The sequence below is a fragment of the Corynebacterium sp. c25Ua_47 genome, from assembly GCF_039907205.1.
GTDB lineage: Bacteria > Actinomycetota > Actinomycetes > Mycobacteriales > Mycobacteriaceae > Corynebacterium > Corynebacterium hiratae.
This window is the reverse complement of the sequence record NZ_JASBOH010000001.1, coordinates 460,544-476,079: the sequence shown is the minus strand read 5'-3', so window position 1 is coordinate 476,079 and position 15,536 is coordinate 460,544. Positions and strand designations below refer to the sequence as shown.

14 protein-coding genes are annotated in these 15,536 nt (G+C 58.7%); all 14 read right to left on the bottom strand.

The window, feature by feature from the left end; translation table 11 throughout:
* Positions 1 to 300: 300 nt before the first annotated feature.
* Entirely contained in the window at positions 301 to 1,560 is a 1,260-nt protein-coding gene (gene tyrS, locus QKE52_RS02225; protein ID WP_347947986.1) for a tyrosine--tRNA ligase, read from the bottom strand.
* A 37-nt stretch (positions 1,561 to 1,597) separates the two neighbouring features.
* Positions 1,598 to 1,777 (bottom strand): Trm112 family protein, encoded by a 180-nt coding sequence (locus tag QKE52_RS02220; RefSeq protein WP_049154615.1) that lies wholly within the window; start codon positions 1,775 to 1,777, stop codon positions 1,598 to 1,600.
* A gap of 11 nt (positions 1,778 to 1,788) precedes the next feature.
* Positions 1,789 to 2,382 carry a hypothetical protein gene (locus QKE52_RS02215; RefSeq protein WP_046648514.1) on the bottom strand — a complete coding sequence of 198 codons (594 nt, stop codon included), beginning with the start codon at positions 2,380 to 2,382 and terminating at the stop codon, positions 1,789 to 1,791.
* Positions 2,383 to 2,417: 35 nt separating this feature from the next.
* Entirely contained in the window at positions 2,418 to 3,983 is a 1,566-nt protein-coding gene (locus QKE52_RS02210; RefSeq protein ID WP_347947985.1) for a VWA domain-containing protein, read from the bottom strand.
* Between the two features lie 36 nt (positions 3,984 to 4,019).
* Positions 4,020 to 5,144 (bottom strand): hypothetical protein, encoded by a 1,125-nt coding sequence (locus tag QKE52_RS02205; protein ID WP_347947984.1) that lies wholly within the window; start codon positions 5,142 to 5,144, stop codon positions 4,020 to 4,022.
* A gap of 90 nt (positions 5,145 to 5,234) precedes the next feature.
* Entirely contained in the window at positions 5,235 to 6,272 is a 1,038-nt protein-coding gene (locus QKE52_RS02200; protein WP_046648589.1) for an ornithine cyclodeaminase, read from the bottom strand.
* 14 nt (positions 6,273 to 6,286) lie between these two features.
* A complete protein-coding gene (locus QKE52_RS02195; RefSeq protein ID WP_257995552.1) occupies positions 6,287 to 7,750 on the bottom strand; it encodes an amino acid permease in 1,464 nt (487 codons plus the stop codon).
* Between the two features lie 305 nt (positions 7,751 to 8,055).
* Complete coding sequence (gene argH / locus QKE52_RS02190) at positions 8,056 to 9,480, bottom strand: argininosuccinate lyase (RefSeq protein ID WP_347947982.1); 1,425 nt, start codon at positions 9,478 to 9,480, stop codon at positions 8,056 to 8,058.
* Positions 9,481 to 9,512: 32 nt separating this feature from the next.
* Positions 9,513 to 10,727, bottom strand: a complete 1,215-nt coding sequence (locus QKE52_RS02185) for an argininosuccinate synthase (protein WP_010190050.1) — start codon at positions 10,725 to 10,727, stop codon at positions 9,513 to 9,515.
* A 76-nt stretch (positions 10,728 to 10,803) separates the two neighbouring features.
* Positions 10,804 to 11,289, bottom strand: coding sequence for an arginine repressor (locus QKE52_RS02180; protein WP_046648521.1), 486 nt, complete (start codon positions 11,287 to 11,289; stop codon positions 10,804 to 10,806).
* Between the two features lie 4 nt (positions 11,290 to 11,293).
* The gene (gene argF / locus QKE52_RS02175; protein ID WP_347947981.1) at positions 11,294 to 12,211 is read right to left on the bottom strand and encodes an ornithine carbamoyltransferase; all 918 of its coding nucleotides are present in this window, start codon (positions 12,209 to 12,211) and stop codon (positions 11,294 to 11,296) included.
* On the bottom strand, positions 12,208 to 13,386 hold the full coding sequence (locus tag QKE52_RS02170) for an acetylornithine transaminase (protein WP_347947979.1): 1,179 nt from the start codon (positions 13,384 to 13,386) through the stop codon (positions 12,208 to 12,210). Before QKE52_RS02170 ends, argF begins: the two co-directional genes overlap by 4 nt.
* Complete coding sequence (gene argB, locus QKE52_RS02165) at positions 13,383 to 14,318, bottom strand: acetylglutamate kinase (protein ID WP_070679811.1); 936 nt, start codon at positions 14,316 to 14,318, stop codon at positions 13,383 to 13,385. The genes QKE52_RS02170 and argB overlap by 4 nt, the downstream gene beginning before the upstream one ends.
* A gap of 19 nt (positions 14,319 to 14,337) precedes the next feature.
* Positions 14,338 to 15,495, bottom strand: coding sequence for a bifunctional glutamate N-acetyltransferase/amino-acid acetyltransferase ArgJ (gene argJ / locus QKE52_RS02160; RefSeq protein ID WP_070700335.1), 1,158 nt, complete (start codon positions 15,493 to 15,495; stop codon positions 14,338 to 14,340).
* Between the last annotated feature and the right edge of the window lie 41 nt (positions 15,496 to 15,536).

Here is a 15,536-nt window from a genome sequence, read left to right as displayed (position 1 = left end):
ATCATCCGCACACCCGTCACATTGAATTCATCTATTCTCTGCTCTGAGCGGCTGGAGTTCATACTCTAGCTAACAAGTTTATTCCTTGTCAACTAGGAGTTAATCTCCGTGTCACCAGCGTCTCGCGGCGACTCCGATAAATATACGCACAGCCCCAAGCTTCAACAAATCGCCTGGTTAACAGCACTTTCCTTAACCTTCGGCGGCCGGTGTAGATGCACTGTCCCAGAAAACGACGAATCCCGCCGCACAAGGCGACGGGATTCGCATGCAGTGATCTAGCGAAGTCGAGAGCTCTAATTAGTTCAGCTTGGCACCGGCAAAGTTCTTCTTACCGCGACGAAGCACCAGCCACTTACCGTGAAGCAAGTCTTCGTCCGCCGGCTCCCAGTCATCGGCTTCAATACGCTGGTTATTGACGTAGGCGCCACCTTCCTTGATGGTGCGTCGAGCCGCGCCCTTGGAATCTGCCAGACCAGAAGCAACCAACAGATCAACGATGGAGCGCGGTTCACCGGCAGCCACCTCGGCCACGGTGGTTTCAGAAAGCGCACCCGCCAGCGTCTGCTCATCAAGGTCAGCAAGCTCTGCTTTACCGAACAGCGCTTGAGCAGCAAGCTCGACAGCCTTGGTGGCTTCCGCGCCGTGGACCAGCGTGGTCATCTCCTGGGCGAGACGGCGTTGTGCCTCGCGACGGAAAGGTTCATTAGCAACCTTCTCCTCGTATTCAGCGATCTCTTCCTTCGACAGGAAGCTAAACCACCGGAGGTAGTCAATAACCACGGAGTCACCGGCATTGAGGAAGTACTGGTACCACGAGTAAGGCGACGTCTTTTCCGGATCGAGCCAGAGCTTTCCGCCGCCGGTAGACTTGCCAAACTTTTGCCCCTGGGCATCCGTCACCAACGGGACGGTGAGTCCGTGAACCTTGACGCCCTTAACGCGGCGATTGAGGTCGACGCCAGACACGATGTTGCCCCACTGATCGCCACCGCCAATCTGCAGGACGCAGTCGAACTCCTCGTGGAGGTGAACGTAGTCATTGGACTGGAGGAGCATGTAGGAGAACTCGGTGTAGGAAATACCGTCGGACTCCAAGCGGCGTTTGACGGTATCACGGTCCAACATGGTATTCAGCGAGAAGTTCTTGCCGACATCACGCAGGAAATCAATGACGGTCATCTGCGAGGTCCAGTCAGCATTGTTGACCATGGTGGCTGCGTTCTCGCCCTCAAAGTCAATAAATTGGCGCAGCTGCTTCTTGATAGCCACCATGTTCTCGTTGATGGTCTCCTGCGACAGCATGGTGCGCTCCCCTACGTCGCGTGGGTCACCGATTTGGCCCGTCGCGCCACCGGCCAAAGCAATCGGGTGGTGGCCAGCTTTTTGGAAGCGGCGCAGCATAATCATCGGAACGAGGTGACCAGCATGGAGGGAGTCACCGGTTGGATCAAAACCGCAGTACAAGGTAATGGGCTCTTCGCAAGCCTCGCGCAGTGCGTCAAGGTCGGTGGACTGGTTAATGAGGCCGCGCCACTGCAGCTCATCGATGATGTTCATGAATGCTCCTTGGAAAGTCGATTCAGTGCTGTGAGAATTAGTTCTGGGGTGGCCACGGTACTGCGTGGTCTACCAGCATGACGGGAATGTCGTTCTCAATGGGATAGGCCACGCCGAGGCGTTCGTTGACCAAAACCTGTTCTTCGGCCAGATAGTTCAGCGGACCTTTATCCTGCGGACATACCAAGATGTCGAGCAGCTTCGAATCGAGACTCATAACCGCTAACCCTACACCTCCTTGGATTCGATGGATGGAAGGGTCCCGCCGTATTCGAGTTTGAGAGCCATGGAATGGTTGCGCAGGTTGCGTACTGAGTTTTGGGCAATGGCGTCTCGAATCTCCCCCATCTCTCGGCCTAGGATCCCCAGCGATTCGCTCATTTCCTCGACAGCCACTGGATTCTTCAAGTCCGTGACGTCGAGGTAAGAATTCACCAGCTCCTTAGAGTGTTCTTCAATCATGTCCCGCACGAGGGCTTGCTGGTGTGGGGCATCGTCGAGGCGGTGCCAATTGTCTAGGACCCACACGGCCGAGTCATCGAACGAGTCCCACGCTTTCTTAACAGGTCCGGGCACTTTGGACTGCTTCAGGTTGTATCGGACGCCCTCCAATGAGCTAATCAGTTGACCTGCACCCGAGGTGGGGGCCTCAATAGCTTTCTCCTGCTTTGGCGGCGTCACGAATCCCGCAGCCGCACCTGTGCAGACCGCGACCAGTGGCCACAAGAAACCTAAACCGCCACCAGTCAACACGTGAAGGACGATAACGAGCGCCGTTACCGCAACGCCGACGACGATCTTCCGCGAGTTCAGTGTGTTCATAAGGTGTAGGTCCTCCTGGGGATAGGTGGAGATTTTTACTGGTAAGCGCGGATTTCCTCGAAGGCCGCGGCGAGGTCACCGTTGAGCGCATCGAATGTCTTGCCGCCCGTGAGCTGAGCAAGCTCCTCCATCTCTTGAATGTTGGCTTCACCATACAAGATGACAAAGACCGGGATCTCCTTTTTCTCTGGGGGAAGCTGCTCATAGGCCTCCTTAAATTGTGCAAAAGTACGCCCACGCGTCACTTCGCCATCAGTCATGAGCACCACGGTCCCAATCTCGCCGCTGCTGGTGTCTACCTCGTTGAAGGCATTGAGCACAGCCTCGAACGTCGCCGTATCGCCATCCGCCACGAGTCGATCTACGCGATCAGCAAGCTCTTTTGTGGTTGCCGGGTTCTGCAAATCGACTCGCGCGCGAGTCGGCTGCTGCGGCTCAGAAGAATATGGGATGAGCTTGATCTGCTCACGGTTACGGAAGGCTACCTGGCCTTCGCCGTCTGGAGAGCCGTCAGCTGAGCCGTCGATCAGCGGGCGCAGACTATTCTTGAGCAAATCAATGCGCTCGCCCTCCATGGAGCCCGAGGTATCCAAGACCAGCGCCGTGTTGCCAGGGTTACGCAGCTCGTGAGCAAAGGCATCCTCCAGTGCGCTTACGGTTTGTTCATTGGCCGGGTACGGCAGCTCGAAGATGGTCCCGGGCATGTCAGAATCGTCCACACGCAGGTGGTAGCTCCTCAGCTTCTCTGGGTGTTCAGCAAACCATTCGGCAAGTGCCTGCACCTTACCTTCAGCCTCCTGGTCCGGGGAGCTGGCGAGAGCCGACAAAGGGTAGTCCGCCGAAATCACGCCGTCGGAGGGGATGACCACCTCAAGATCGACGCCCTCATCCTTGAGCTGGTACAGCACTGATTCATAGTTAAGGATGGCGTCGGCCTGCTCCGGATGCTCGCGGAACCTATCAGCCAGCCAACCCGACGATCCCGACGTTAAAGTCTGGTTACTGAAGAGTTTCTGGACCTTGCCCGTGGCCTGGCGGATATCCTTCTCCGTAAGCGCGCGCCCGGTGTCCGCGAAAGCAGTGGTCGCAGCCGATAGCGCGGAGAAGCCCGAGTTTGAGGTCGAAGGATCGGTCATACCGAAGGTAATCCCCGAGTCAGCAATCTCCTGCCACGTCGGTTGCTTCGTGGTCCAGCCCTTTTCCTTAGCCACGGAAGGCTGCACACCGAGTACTACGGGGGATCTCGCCACACTGTGTTCTTTGCGCAGCTTCTCATCGGCACCAATGATGCGCGCATAACGATTGGTGGCAAACCACGTGGCATCATAGGATCCGTCGAAACCGCCTTGTTTCAGGCTGCGGGAATTCGCCAGCGTCCCATCCTCGGTGGTCATGGTGATATCGAAGCCGAGGTCCTGGGAGGCGTCGTCAAGCACCGGCGCCAGAGGCTTAAGCTCCGTGGCCGCCACAATGTTGAGGCCACCGCTGAAGGACGAGCCGGAACCCGGCATATCCACATCATCGAACAAGTCACCTGCCGAACAAGCCGTCAGCGCCATGGTGCTCAGCATGACGAGCAGGACTTTTAAAGACCGAAACATTCCCCTGTACCTTCCTAATGCTTTCCTTGCGGGGCCTTAACCAACCACTCGCAAAATCTCTTCATAATCCGCCCACCGCAGTGGGGTGGTATCGCCACCATCCACCGGGATCTGGTAGTTATCTGAAGGCTCAATATCGGCAATGAAGTCCGAATTCTCCGAGCCCAAGCCAAGGTTCTCCGCGACTGCTGGGATTGCGTCATTCATTGCTGTGACGAACAATGCGCCTTCCTCAGTGAGTGGAAGAACGATGCTGCTTAGTTTCGTCGCCGGTTTCAACGCCAACAGCGTATAGCCGGATAGGTCCTTGCCCGCACGTTCTAGGTACACGTACTGCTCCGCGGTGGTCAATACCATAGGCATTTCGCCCTTATCCACACGGAGGAAAGCATCGAGGATGCCCTGATCAGTGGTTTCGCCATACCCCTGATCAGCAACGAGGCGGCGCATGATGTCATCCGCCTGCGCGTTGATCTTCTCCTTGTTATCGCTGCCCAGGTCCTTTTCCGCATAGTTCGCGGCCGCGGTGTGTACGACCCGGGCATAGCGCAGTGCGGCAAAGGACTGGTCCACCTGTGGCACGGCCACATCCACCACGCGCGGCGAGCCGAAGGACGGACTGATGTCCCGCCAGCGAGTGTCCTTCTGGGACATCTCCACCAGCGTCTCCATGTCCAAAGCCGCCTGGTTGTCGTATCCCGCAACCAAGCCGTGGTCCCTCATGTCCTCGACAAGCTCGCTATGTACCAGCACCAACAGCGGCTTACCAAAAAACATCGGGGATAGGTCATCCCTTCCGGCTAGTTCCGGATGGGCATCGCGCACATCGGAGGTCCATGTAGCGCCGTTAGGATCCGCGAGCACAAAGTCATAATCTTTGTCCAAGCTACTGCTTCCCTCAACGAAGTCCCGTGCCGGTAGGACATCGAGCTCGAGCTCGATATCGTGCTTTTCCATCGCCTTCGTTGTGGCCGGGTCCTTAAAAACAGCCTCCAGCTCCGGGCTAATGGCGCCCTTAACGTGATGCGTAGTTGTGGAAAAGCCAAAGCTCGGAAGGGAGTTACCTCCGCGACCTATCACGACGGATACCACAGCGAGCGCAAGGAAAACCGCGGCGATCACGAAGGACTTGGTGCGCTTCTTCGATGATGAGCTGCTCATGTTCTAAATCATAAAGTGATTTTCTTCTCACCGCTGGATTCGCGGCGGGGTAAGGGGAGAAACAGGCTCCCCCCTTTCCGTGCGCTCTGGTTAAAGAAGAGAAGGTACGTTCGCGACCAACGAGAAAAGGTCCTTCGGGTCGTCGGGGTTCGCGATGATGTCGATTTCGGATTCCAAATCTGTACCCTTGACGGAATCACGCAGGTAGCGCAGTGCAGAAAAATCATTGATGGCAAATCCGACATCATCGAAGAGCGTAATCTGCTCATCATTATCGCGCCCGGTGGCCTGGCCGGTGAGTACCTGATAGAACTCGACAACCGGGAAGTCCTCCGGCTTCTGCTGAATCTCTCCTTCGACGCGTGTCTGCTCTGGGAATTCAACAAAGACCTTGGATTTATCCAGGATAGAGCTTTCGAGCTCGGTCTTGCCCGGGCAATCACCACCGACGGCATTGAGGTGCACGCCCGGTGCAACGTGGCGCTCGGCCAGAATCTGGTTTTGAGCCTTGTCCGCAGTGCAGGTGGTAATGATATCCGCGCCCACAACGACCTCGTCAACGCTCGAGGCGGCCGTAATGTTGAAGCCCAGCGGTTCCAGATTGCGCCGGAATTTCTCTACGGCCGCAGGGTCAATATCGTAGATGGCAATGTCGTCGATTCCCATCACTCCACGGAAGGCAAGGGCCTGGAACTCGGACTGGGAGCCGGCACCCACCATGGCCATGCGCTTAGAATCCTTCCGGGCCAGGTACTTGGCCACCATGGCGGAGGTCGCGGCCGTGCGTAGTGCAGTAAGCAGCGTCATTTCAGCTTCGAAGGTGGGGTATCCATTGTCAACGTCCGCCAACACGCCGAAGGCAGTAACCGTCTGAAAACCGCGGGCGGGGTTGGAAGGGTGACCGTTAACGTATTTGAAGGAGTACTCCTTGCCATTGGAGGTCGGCATGAGCTCGATAACACCAAAGGGGGTGTGGGAGGCAACGCGCGCAACCTTGTCGAAGCGCTCCCATTCGCGGTAGTCGGCTTCAAGGTAGTCCACCATCCCGGTGATGATGTTCTCGACGCCTTCGCGCTGAATCCAGCGCGCCATATTCTCTACGTCAACAAACTTAACTACAGGCTTCATCAAAGTCTCCATTCTTAGTTCTTGTCTTGGTTCTTGCTGTGCTGTGCGTTTCGGTTCCTGGGGTGAAGGTCCGTTTGCGGTGCGGCCGGGAAGCGCGAGGTCGGCAGGTGCTTGGCCTTCCTCTCCGCCGCAATCGCGTAGATTCGCTCACGCCAGGCAAACCACATTGCTGCAAACACTGGGATGAGAAGTAGCGTTGAGGCCAAAGCGAAGGTTCCGATGGGGTAATCGAAAGCCATGAGGATGATGACCACGCCGATGAAAGCGAGAACGGACCAGTCACCAGCTTGACCGAATGGCGAGCGGTAGTTCGGGCGGGTATAGCGCCCCTTCTTGGCCAGCTGCACGAACTTGATGTGTGACAAGGCCACTGCAGCCCACGACGCCAGTGTTCCCAGCGCCGCCAAGTTCAGCACGATTTCGAAGGCCATTTCAGGCACAACATAGTTGAGGAACACACCGGCAAGGCCGACGAAGGCGGCCATCACGATGCCACCATAGGGCACACCGGACTTGGACATGCGCGCGCCGAACTTCGGCCCGGAGCCGGCAGTAGACATGTTGTACATGATGCGGCCCGTCGAATACAGTCCGGCGTTTAGCGAGGAAATTGCCGCGGTGATGACGACCAGCTGGAAGATCGGTGCGGCATAACCAGCGCCGAGGGATTCGAAGAAGGTCACGAACGGCGATACCTCCGCAACGTAGCTGGTGTACGGCAGCACCAGGGTCAGCAGCAGCACACTACCGAAGTAGAAGACCACGATGCGGAACAGGACGCTGTTGACCGCGCGTGGGATGTGCTTCTCCACGTCCTTGGTCTCACCGGAGGTGGTGCCCACCAGCTCGATACCGGCGTAGGCGAAGACCACACCCTGGATGACGATGACGGCGGGAAGCAGGCCATTGGGCAGCCAGCCACCGGCATCGGATATCAGGCTAAAGCCCGTCGCGTCACCATTCGGGTGACCCATAATCACCACGCCGATAGCCACGACCATGAAAATCAACAGCGCGATGATCTTGATCATGGAGAACCAATACTCCAGTTCACCGAAGATCTTCACCGACAACATGTTGAACAACAGGATGCTGCACACCACGCCAAGAGCGAGCAACCACTGCGGGACAGCGTCGAGCCAGGAAGTGTACTGGCCAAACCACTTGATGTAGATGGCCACGGCTGTGCCGTCGGCCACCAAGGTCGCAGCCCAGTTGCCCCAGTAGAGCCATCCGGTAACGAAGGCAGTCTTTTCACCGTAAAACTCACGCGCATAGGACACGAAAGAACCCGAACTTGGGCGGTAGACGATGAGTTCGCCGAGCGAGCGCAAGATAATGTAACCGAAGAAACCGCAGACCAAATACAAAACTGCGAGAAATGGTCCAGCGGTTTGCAAACGGCTGCCGGTACCGAGCAACAAACCGGTACCGATCGCAGAGCCGATGGCAATCATCTGGAGCTGGCGATTGCCCATCCCCTTCTGAAGTCCGTGGTCTTCCGAAGCATAGACCGCTTTCTCCTTCTCGTGAGACTCCGTGTTGGGCGGGCGAAGTGTATCTGCCATTAGGAAGGTAGTCCTTTCAAAGTTGCGAACGTGCCTTTCTTCACATTCCCTAAGAAAACGTTATAACAACCTAATGAGACTTCCGTCACTTCAATACCCCCACAGTGCAACCCAGCACATCGATGCCCAGTAGTAATAGATTTGTTTTCTACCCCCACGCACAAAAGAACCGCATGGCCTGAAAAGACCATGCGGTTATTCATTCTCTGTGCGGACTAGCGCAGTGTAGTTTTGGCCCACTCCCGCGCGGCGCCAGCGCGCTCGCGAACCTTTTCGCGCTGCTCCACCACGCGAACGCCAGCGGTGCCACCCTTGGTGGAGCGGGATGCCACTGCCCCATCAATGGTCAGCACCTCACGAACTTCCGGAAGCAGGCGCTTGTCGACGCCCGCCAGTTCCTCGTCCGTGAGGTCCACCAGATCCACACCGCGAGACTCCGCGATCTGCACGCAGGCACCGGAAGCCTCATGCGCCTCACGGAACGGCACACCCTGGCGCACCATCCATTCGGCCAGGTCGGTGGCCAAAGTAAAGCCACGCGGGGCCAGCTCACGCATGCGGTCTTCATGGAAGGTCAGGGTTTCCACCAGCCCAGTCATGGCAGGCAGCAAGAGGTTCAGCTGCGCCACCGAGTCCACGATGGGCTCCTTATCCTCCTGCAGGTCTCGGTTATAGGCCAAAGGCTGCGCCTTGAGCGTTGCCAACAGGCCGGTGAGGTTACCGATGAGTCGGCCGGTCTTACCGCGGGTCAGCTCCGGAACGTCCGGGTTCTTCTTCTGCGGCATGATCGAGGAACCAGTCGACCAGGCATCATCCAGGGTGACATAGCCGTACTCCGGGGTGCACCAGTAGATGATCTCTTCCGACAGCCGGGACATGTCCACCGCGATCTGGGTGAGTACGAAGGCCGTCTCGGAGGCGAAGTCACGCGCTGCCGTACCGTCCAGCGAGTTCTCCGCGGAAGAATCGAAGCCCAGCTCCTCGGCAATCGCCTCCGGATCCAGGTGCAGCGAGGAGCCCGCAAGCGCACCAGAACCATAAGGGGACACCGCCAAGCGCTTATCCAGATCTTGCAGGCGCTCGATATCGCGCAGCAGCGGCTGGGCATGAGCGAGCAGCTCGTGTGCCAGCAGCACCGGCTGCGCCGCCTGGGAATGGGTCTTGCCCGGCATAATGGCATCCGGGTGGGCCTCGGCCTGGCTGGCCAGAGCCTCCACCAAATCCGTGACCTGAAGTGCGATATCGCGAATGGCATCGCGAATCCACATCCGGAACAGCGTTGCCACCTGGTCATTGCGGGAGCGTCCAGCGCGCAGGCGGCCGCCGACCTCAGGTCCTACGATGTCGATGAGACCGCGCTCCATCGCACCGTGGACGTCTTCATCCGTCGGCAGCGGGGTGAATTCACCAGAAGCAACCTTCTCCCCTAGCTCACTCAGCCCGTTAAGCATGGTGTCCAAGTCAGCGTCGGATAGCAATCCGGCCTTGTGCAGGACCTTGGCGTGAGCCTTGGAGGCCAGCACGTCATAGGGGGCGAGGACCCAGTCGAAGTGGGTGGATACGGACAGGGCAAACATCGCCTCGGAGGGGCCGCCCGAAAAGCGGCCACCCCACAGCGCACCCTCGTTAGTCTTGTGCATCGATTCCTTACCTTGACCTTGGCTGTGCTGGTTTACTTACCGGTGGGGAAACCGCCGTCGCGGTCACGCTGGTTGGAGATCTGCGTCGACAGGCCGTGCAGCTGGACAAAGCCCTTGGCCGCGGTTTGATCGAAGGTATCGCCGGTGTCGTAGGTAGCCAGGTCGAAGGAGTACAGCGACTGGCCAGAGCGACGGCCGTTGACGGTGGCGGTGCCAGCATGCAGAACCATGCGGATATCGCCGGTGACGTTCTCCTGGGTGGACTCGGTGAAAGCATCCAGGGAGCGCTTCAGCGGCGAGAACCAGAGGCCATCGTAGACCTCCTCGGACCAGCGAGCGTCCGTGAGGCGCTTGTAACGGGCCAGCTCGCGTTCCACGGTGACGTCTTCCAGCGCCTCGTGAGCCTTGATGAGCACCATGGCACCAGGGGCCTCGTAGACCTCGCGAGACTTGATGCCTACCAAGCGGTCCTCCACCATGTCGAGGCGGCCAATGCCCTGGGCACCAGCGCGGCGGTTAAGCTCCTCGATAGCCTGGAGGACGGTCACCGGCTTGCCGTCAATAGCAGTGGGAACACCCTTGTCAAAAGTGATGGTCACCTCGTCCGGGGCATTGCCCAGGTCCGGCTGCTCGGTGTAGGCGTACAGGTCCTTTGTCGGCGGGTTCCACAGGTCCTCTAGGAAACCGGTCTCTACCGCGCGGCCCCAGACATTCTGGTCAATGGAGAACGGGGACGCAGCGGACTGCTCGATCGGAAGGTTGATTTCCTCAGCGAAGGCAATGGCCTTATCGCGGGTCCAAGCGTAGTCACGCGCCGGGGCGATGATCTCCAGAGCCGGATCCAACGCGCGGAAAGAGACCTCAAAGCGCACCTGATCGTTACCCTTGCCGGTGCAACCGTGGGAGACGTGGGTGCCGCCGTGAGCCTGAGCAGCTTCAACGAGGTGCTTGACAATGAGCGGGCGGGAGATGGCCGATACCAGCGGGTACTGCTTCATGTACATGCCGTTTGCCTTGATGGTGGGCAGACAGTACTCCTCTGCGAACTCATCCTTGGCATCAACGACGATGGACTCGACCGCACCGCAGTCGAGGGCGCGCTGGCGCACGGACTCCATGTCCTCGCCACCCTGGCCGAGGTCAAGAGAGACGGCGATGACTTCGCCGCCGGTCATCTTGGCCAGGTAAGGAATAGCGACAGAGGTATCGAGACCGCCAGAGTAGGCAAGCACAACGCGTGCAGTCATAGTAATTGGCTCCTTTAAGACAAACAGGTGCTAAAAAATCGAACTTATTTATATTATACAGACTTACGTATAAATGTTAAATGCTGCGGTTGGTGAGTTTCTCACCAAGCTCGCGGCCGGTCAACCCTTCGCGCGCGAGGACGAAGATCGTGTCATCGCCCGCGATGCAGCCGACCACGTCTGGAAGTCCCACGCGGTCGATGAAGGAGGCCAAGTACTGCGCAGCGCCCGCCGGGGTGCGCAGCATGGCGATGTTGCCAGAGAAGTCATGGGACACCACCAGTTCATCAAGCATGCGCCGGAGCTTCTCTCGCGGGCCGTTGAGCTGATCTTCGAATTGCTCCAACTCACCGCCCACCACGTAGAAGGACCGCCCGCCATCGCGCTTGACCTTCTTGGCTCCCAGCTCATCGAGATCTCGCGACAACGTAGCCTGCGTGATATCAATCCCCTCATCGAGCAGGAGCTCTGAGAGCTGAACTTGGCTGGTGACCCGGGTGCGATCCAAGATCTCCAAGATCTTGGCTTGGCGGGCATTGCGTGTAGTTGGGGTCGTAGTCATTCGTTTAGTTCTCCTTTTGAGCCGCAAGGAGCCAGACCAGCAGCGCCTTCTGCGCATGGAGGCGGTTTTCTGCCTCGTCGAAAACGCGCGACTGGGGCCCATCAATTACCTCAGCAGTTACTTCGTTGCCGCGGTAGGCCGGCAAACAGTGCAGGAAGATTGCCTCGTCCTTAGCGCGGGACATCACATCCGCGGTCACCTGATAGGGCAAGAACGGTGTGCGGCGGTCCTTGCCATCATCCTCCTGGCCCATGGACACCCACGTGTCTGTAATGACAACATCAGCGCCGTCCACGCCGTCAAGGGAATCGGTCACCGTCACCGTACCCCGCTTTCGGGCACGCTCAACAAACTCCGCCTGCGGCTGGAAACCCTCCGGGGCAACAATGGTCATCTCCACGCCAGCAGTAGCAAACCCCAGCATGTAGGAATTTGCCATGTTGTTGTTGCCATCCCCTAGGTAGACGGCCTTCAGTCTAGTAAGGTCCCCGAAGTTCTCACGGCAGGTCACCAAGTCCGCCAAGATCTGGCAGGGATGGAGGTCATCGGACAAGGCGTTGACAATTGGTACCGTCGCAGTCTCCGCCATGTCCAGAAGGTTTTGATGCGCATATGTGCGCCACACGATCGCCTCAACGAAACGGGAGAGCACCGCTGCGGTGTCCTGGTAGGTCTCCCCTTTGCCCATCTGCGTCGACTTAGTTTCCGTCACGATGGCGTGGCCGCCCAGGTGAGCAATTCCCGCCTCAAAGGAGAAACGCGTGCGCGTCGACGTCTTGTCAAAGAGCACCGCCACCGACTTCGGCCCCTCTAACGGGCGCTCGGAGAAGGGATCCTTCTTAAGCCTTAGAGCCAGGTCGAGCACCTCGGCTTGCTCCTGCGGCGTGAGGTCATCATCGGCCAAGAAATGGCGCACACTCATGCAACTTCCTCCAGTACCTTATGCAGGCGTTCCACCGCCTGGGTGAGTTCTTCATCGGTGATCACCAGCGGCGGGGTCAAGCGTACGACCTCGCTACTTGGGGCGTTGAGGATTAGCCCATGCTGCAAACCTGCAGCCACGACTTCCTTGGCCACCGACTTATTTAATACAACACCTAGCATAAGCCCTCGGCCCCTCACCGACTGCACCGCAGGGGATTTACCAATCTCCTGCCGCAACCACTCGCCCTTGCGGGTGACTTCGGCGAGGAAGGGGACGTCGACAAGCTCCAGCACCGTTGACGCCGCCGCACACGAGACAGGATTGCCGCCAAACGTCGTGCCGTGGGAGCCCGGAGTGAAAAGGTCTGCGGCCTGACCACGCGCAATGGTGGCACCGATAGGCATGCCAGCACCCAGCCCCTTCGCCATGGTGATGACATCCGGGAGGATGCCTTCATGCTGGAAGGCGAAGAAGTCACCGGTACGCCCCACACCCGTTTGCACCTCATCCACGACCATGAGGATGCCGTGCTTGGTGCAGAGCTCACGCACCGCCGTCAGGAAACCTTCAGGTGCCGGGATGACACCCGTCTCCCCCTGGATGGGCTCCAAGATAATGGCGGCGGTGTCCTCCGGATCTTGCTCCACCAAAGCAGTCAGGTAGTCGATGTCGCCATAGGTATAAAACTCCACTCCGCCCGGGAAAGGTTCAAAGGCTTTGCGTTTGCTGGGCTGCCCAGTCATGGCCAAAGAACCCATTGTCCGGCCATGGAAACCGTGGTGCGCTGCAAGGACGCGGCGACGGCCGGTCAGACGAGCCAGTTTAAAGGCCGCCTCATTAGCTTCCGCGCCGGAGTTAGAGAAGAAGACACGTGCCTCGCTATCTCCCACCTTGTCTAGGAGTTTCCCGGCGGCTTCGACCACGGGCTCGCTGGCAAAAAGATTGGACACGTGGCCTACTGCGGCCACCTGGGCGCTCACCGCTTTGACGATGGCCGGGTGGGCGTAGCCCAGCGAGTTCACCGCGATACCGGCGAGCATGTCGATGTAGTCTTTACCGTCTTCATCGGTCACCGTGGCCCCCTTACCGGACACGATGGCAACGGGTGGGGTTCCATAGGTGTTGCTGAGCACCTGACCCCAACGCTCTGTCAACTTGGTCTGCGCGGTCACTTGTTATCGTCCTTCCTGAAGACCGTTCCCTCCGGGTAGTCCTCGCGGTTATAGTCATTGGGCAGCACCATCGTGCCGATTCCTCCCATAGTCAACAGCTCCAGCAGCACGGCGTGGGCGATGCGCCCGTCGATGACGTGCGCGGCACTGACTCCGCCTTCCACGGCCATGAGGCAGGACTCCATCTTCGGGATCATTCCGGAATCCAGGCCTGGGAGGAGCGCGCTGAGCTTGTCAATCTCGATCTTCGACACCAAGGAGTCGCGGTTCGGCCAATCGGTGTACAGGCCCTCCACATTTGTGAGAATCACCAAGCGCTCGGCGCCCAACGCTCGCGCCAAGGCCCCGGCCGCGATATCTGCGTTGATGTTGTACACCTCGCCTTCATCACCGGGCGCGATAGTAGACACAACCGGGATACGCCCGGCCTCAATAATGTCCATGACGGCGGTGGGATCGACGCTGACGATCTCTCCCACCATGCCGATATCAGTCGGCTCACCATCGACCTGGACGAGCCGCTTGCGCGCCTTAAACAACCCAGCGTCCTCACCCGAGGTACCCACGGCATACGGGCCATGTGAATTAATGAGGTTGACCAAGCCACGCCCCACCTGACCGAAAAGGACCATGCGAACCACGTCCATGATCTCCGGAGTGGTCACACGGAAACCGCCCTTGAATTCGCCTTCAATTCCCAGCTTGCCCAGCATGTCGTTGATCTGCGGCCCACCGCCATGGACCACGACGGGCTTGGCGCCCACGGTGCGCAGAAAAACCATATCGGCAGCGAAGGCGGCCTTAAGGGAATCATCCACCATCGCGTTGCCGCCATATTTCACGACCACAATCTTGTCGCGGTAGTGCTGCAGCCATGGCAAGGCCTCCGCGAGCACAGTGGCGCGGTCAGCATTACTTAGTCCCTGAAGCATTGTTCCTCCTCGCGCGTTCTTAAGAGCTGTACGCGGAGTTAATCTCCACGTAGTCATGAGACAGGTCGGTGGTGCGGACGAAAGCTGTGCCGGTTCCCCCGGTGCCCAAGTCCACGCGCACATCAATATCAGCCCCGGAAAGATCAACGTCGCGCGCGCCGGGCGCGCCAGTGGAACCGACGCACACTGCTTGGTCATTGAAAAACACGGAGATGTTGTCCGGATCCATCTCGGCATCCGCCATTCCGACAGCGGCGAGGACGCGGCCCCAGTTGGGGTCCGATCCGAACATGGCGCACTTGAACAGGTTGTCGCGGCCCAAAGTGCGCGCGGCGTTGAGCGCCTGCTCATCGGTAGCGGTGCCTTCCACGATGATCTTCACGCGCTTGGTCACGCCCTCGGCGTCGGCTTGAAGCTGATCCGCGATATCGGCGCACACCGCGAGAACCGCAGCATCCAACTCCTCCTGGCTAGGTTCTTTCCCGGAAGCACCGGAAGCCATGATAATGACCGTGTCATTCGTCGATGTGGAGCCGTCCACATCGAGCGTATTGAAAGTCTGAGCACTCGCTGCCTGCAGCGCCGAGTGCAAGGCTTCGGAGGAGGCAACAGCGTCGGTGGTGATGCACACCAACATGGTGGCCAGTGACGGCGCCATCATGCCTACGCCCTTGCCCATCGCACCCATGCTCCAGCCCTCGGCCTCAATGAGTGCTTCTTTAGCTACGGTATCGGTGGTCATGATGGCCTCCGCCGCGGACTTACCGTGAGCTGCATCCGCGCCAAGGTCTCCGGCAACCACTTCGACGCCAGCCAATGCCTTATCCATGGGAAGGAGCTCTCCAATAAGTCCCGTCGAGCACGCCGCGATGTTGGCGGCAGGGATACCCGTGTGCTCAGCCGTGGCTGCCACAATCGCCGCGGCATCCTTGTCTCCTTGTTCGCCGTTGCAGGCATTCGCGTTGCCGGAGTTATAAATGACGGCCTGAACAGTGCCGTCGGCCACTGCTTCGCGGGAAAGCTTCACGGGTGCGGCCACCACGCGGTTGCGCGTGAAGACCGCAGCGGCGTCGAAATTAGGACCCTGGTTAACCACGAGGGCCATGTCGGGTTTTCCGGAGGGCTTGATTCCGGCTGTCGTTGCGCCAGCCAGGAATCCTGCAGGGGCGGTAATCATGTCGAGTTTCTCCTAGTTCGTGTGGAAGTGAGTTGAGGAAG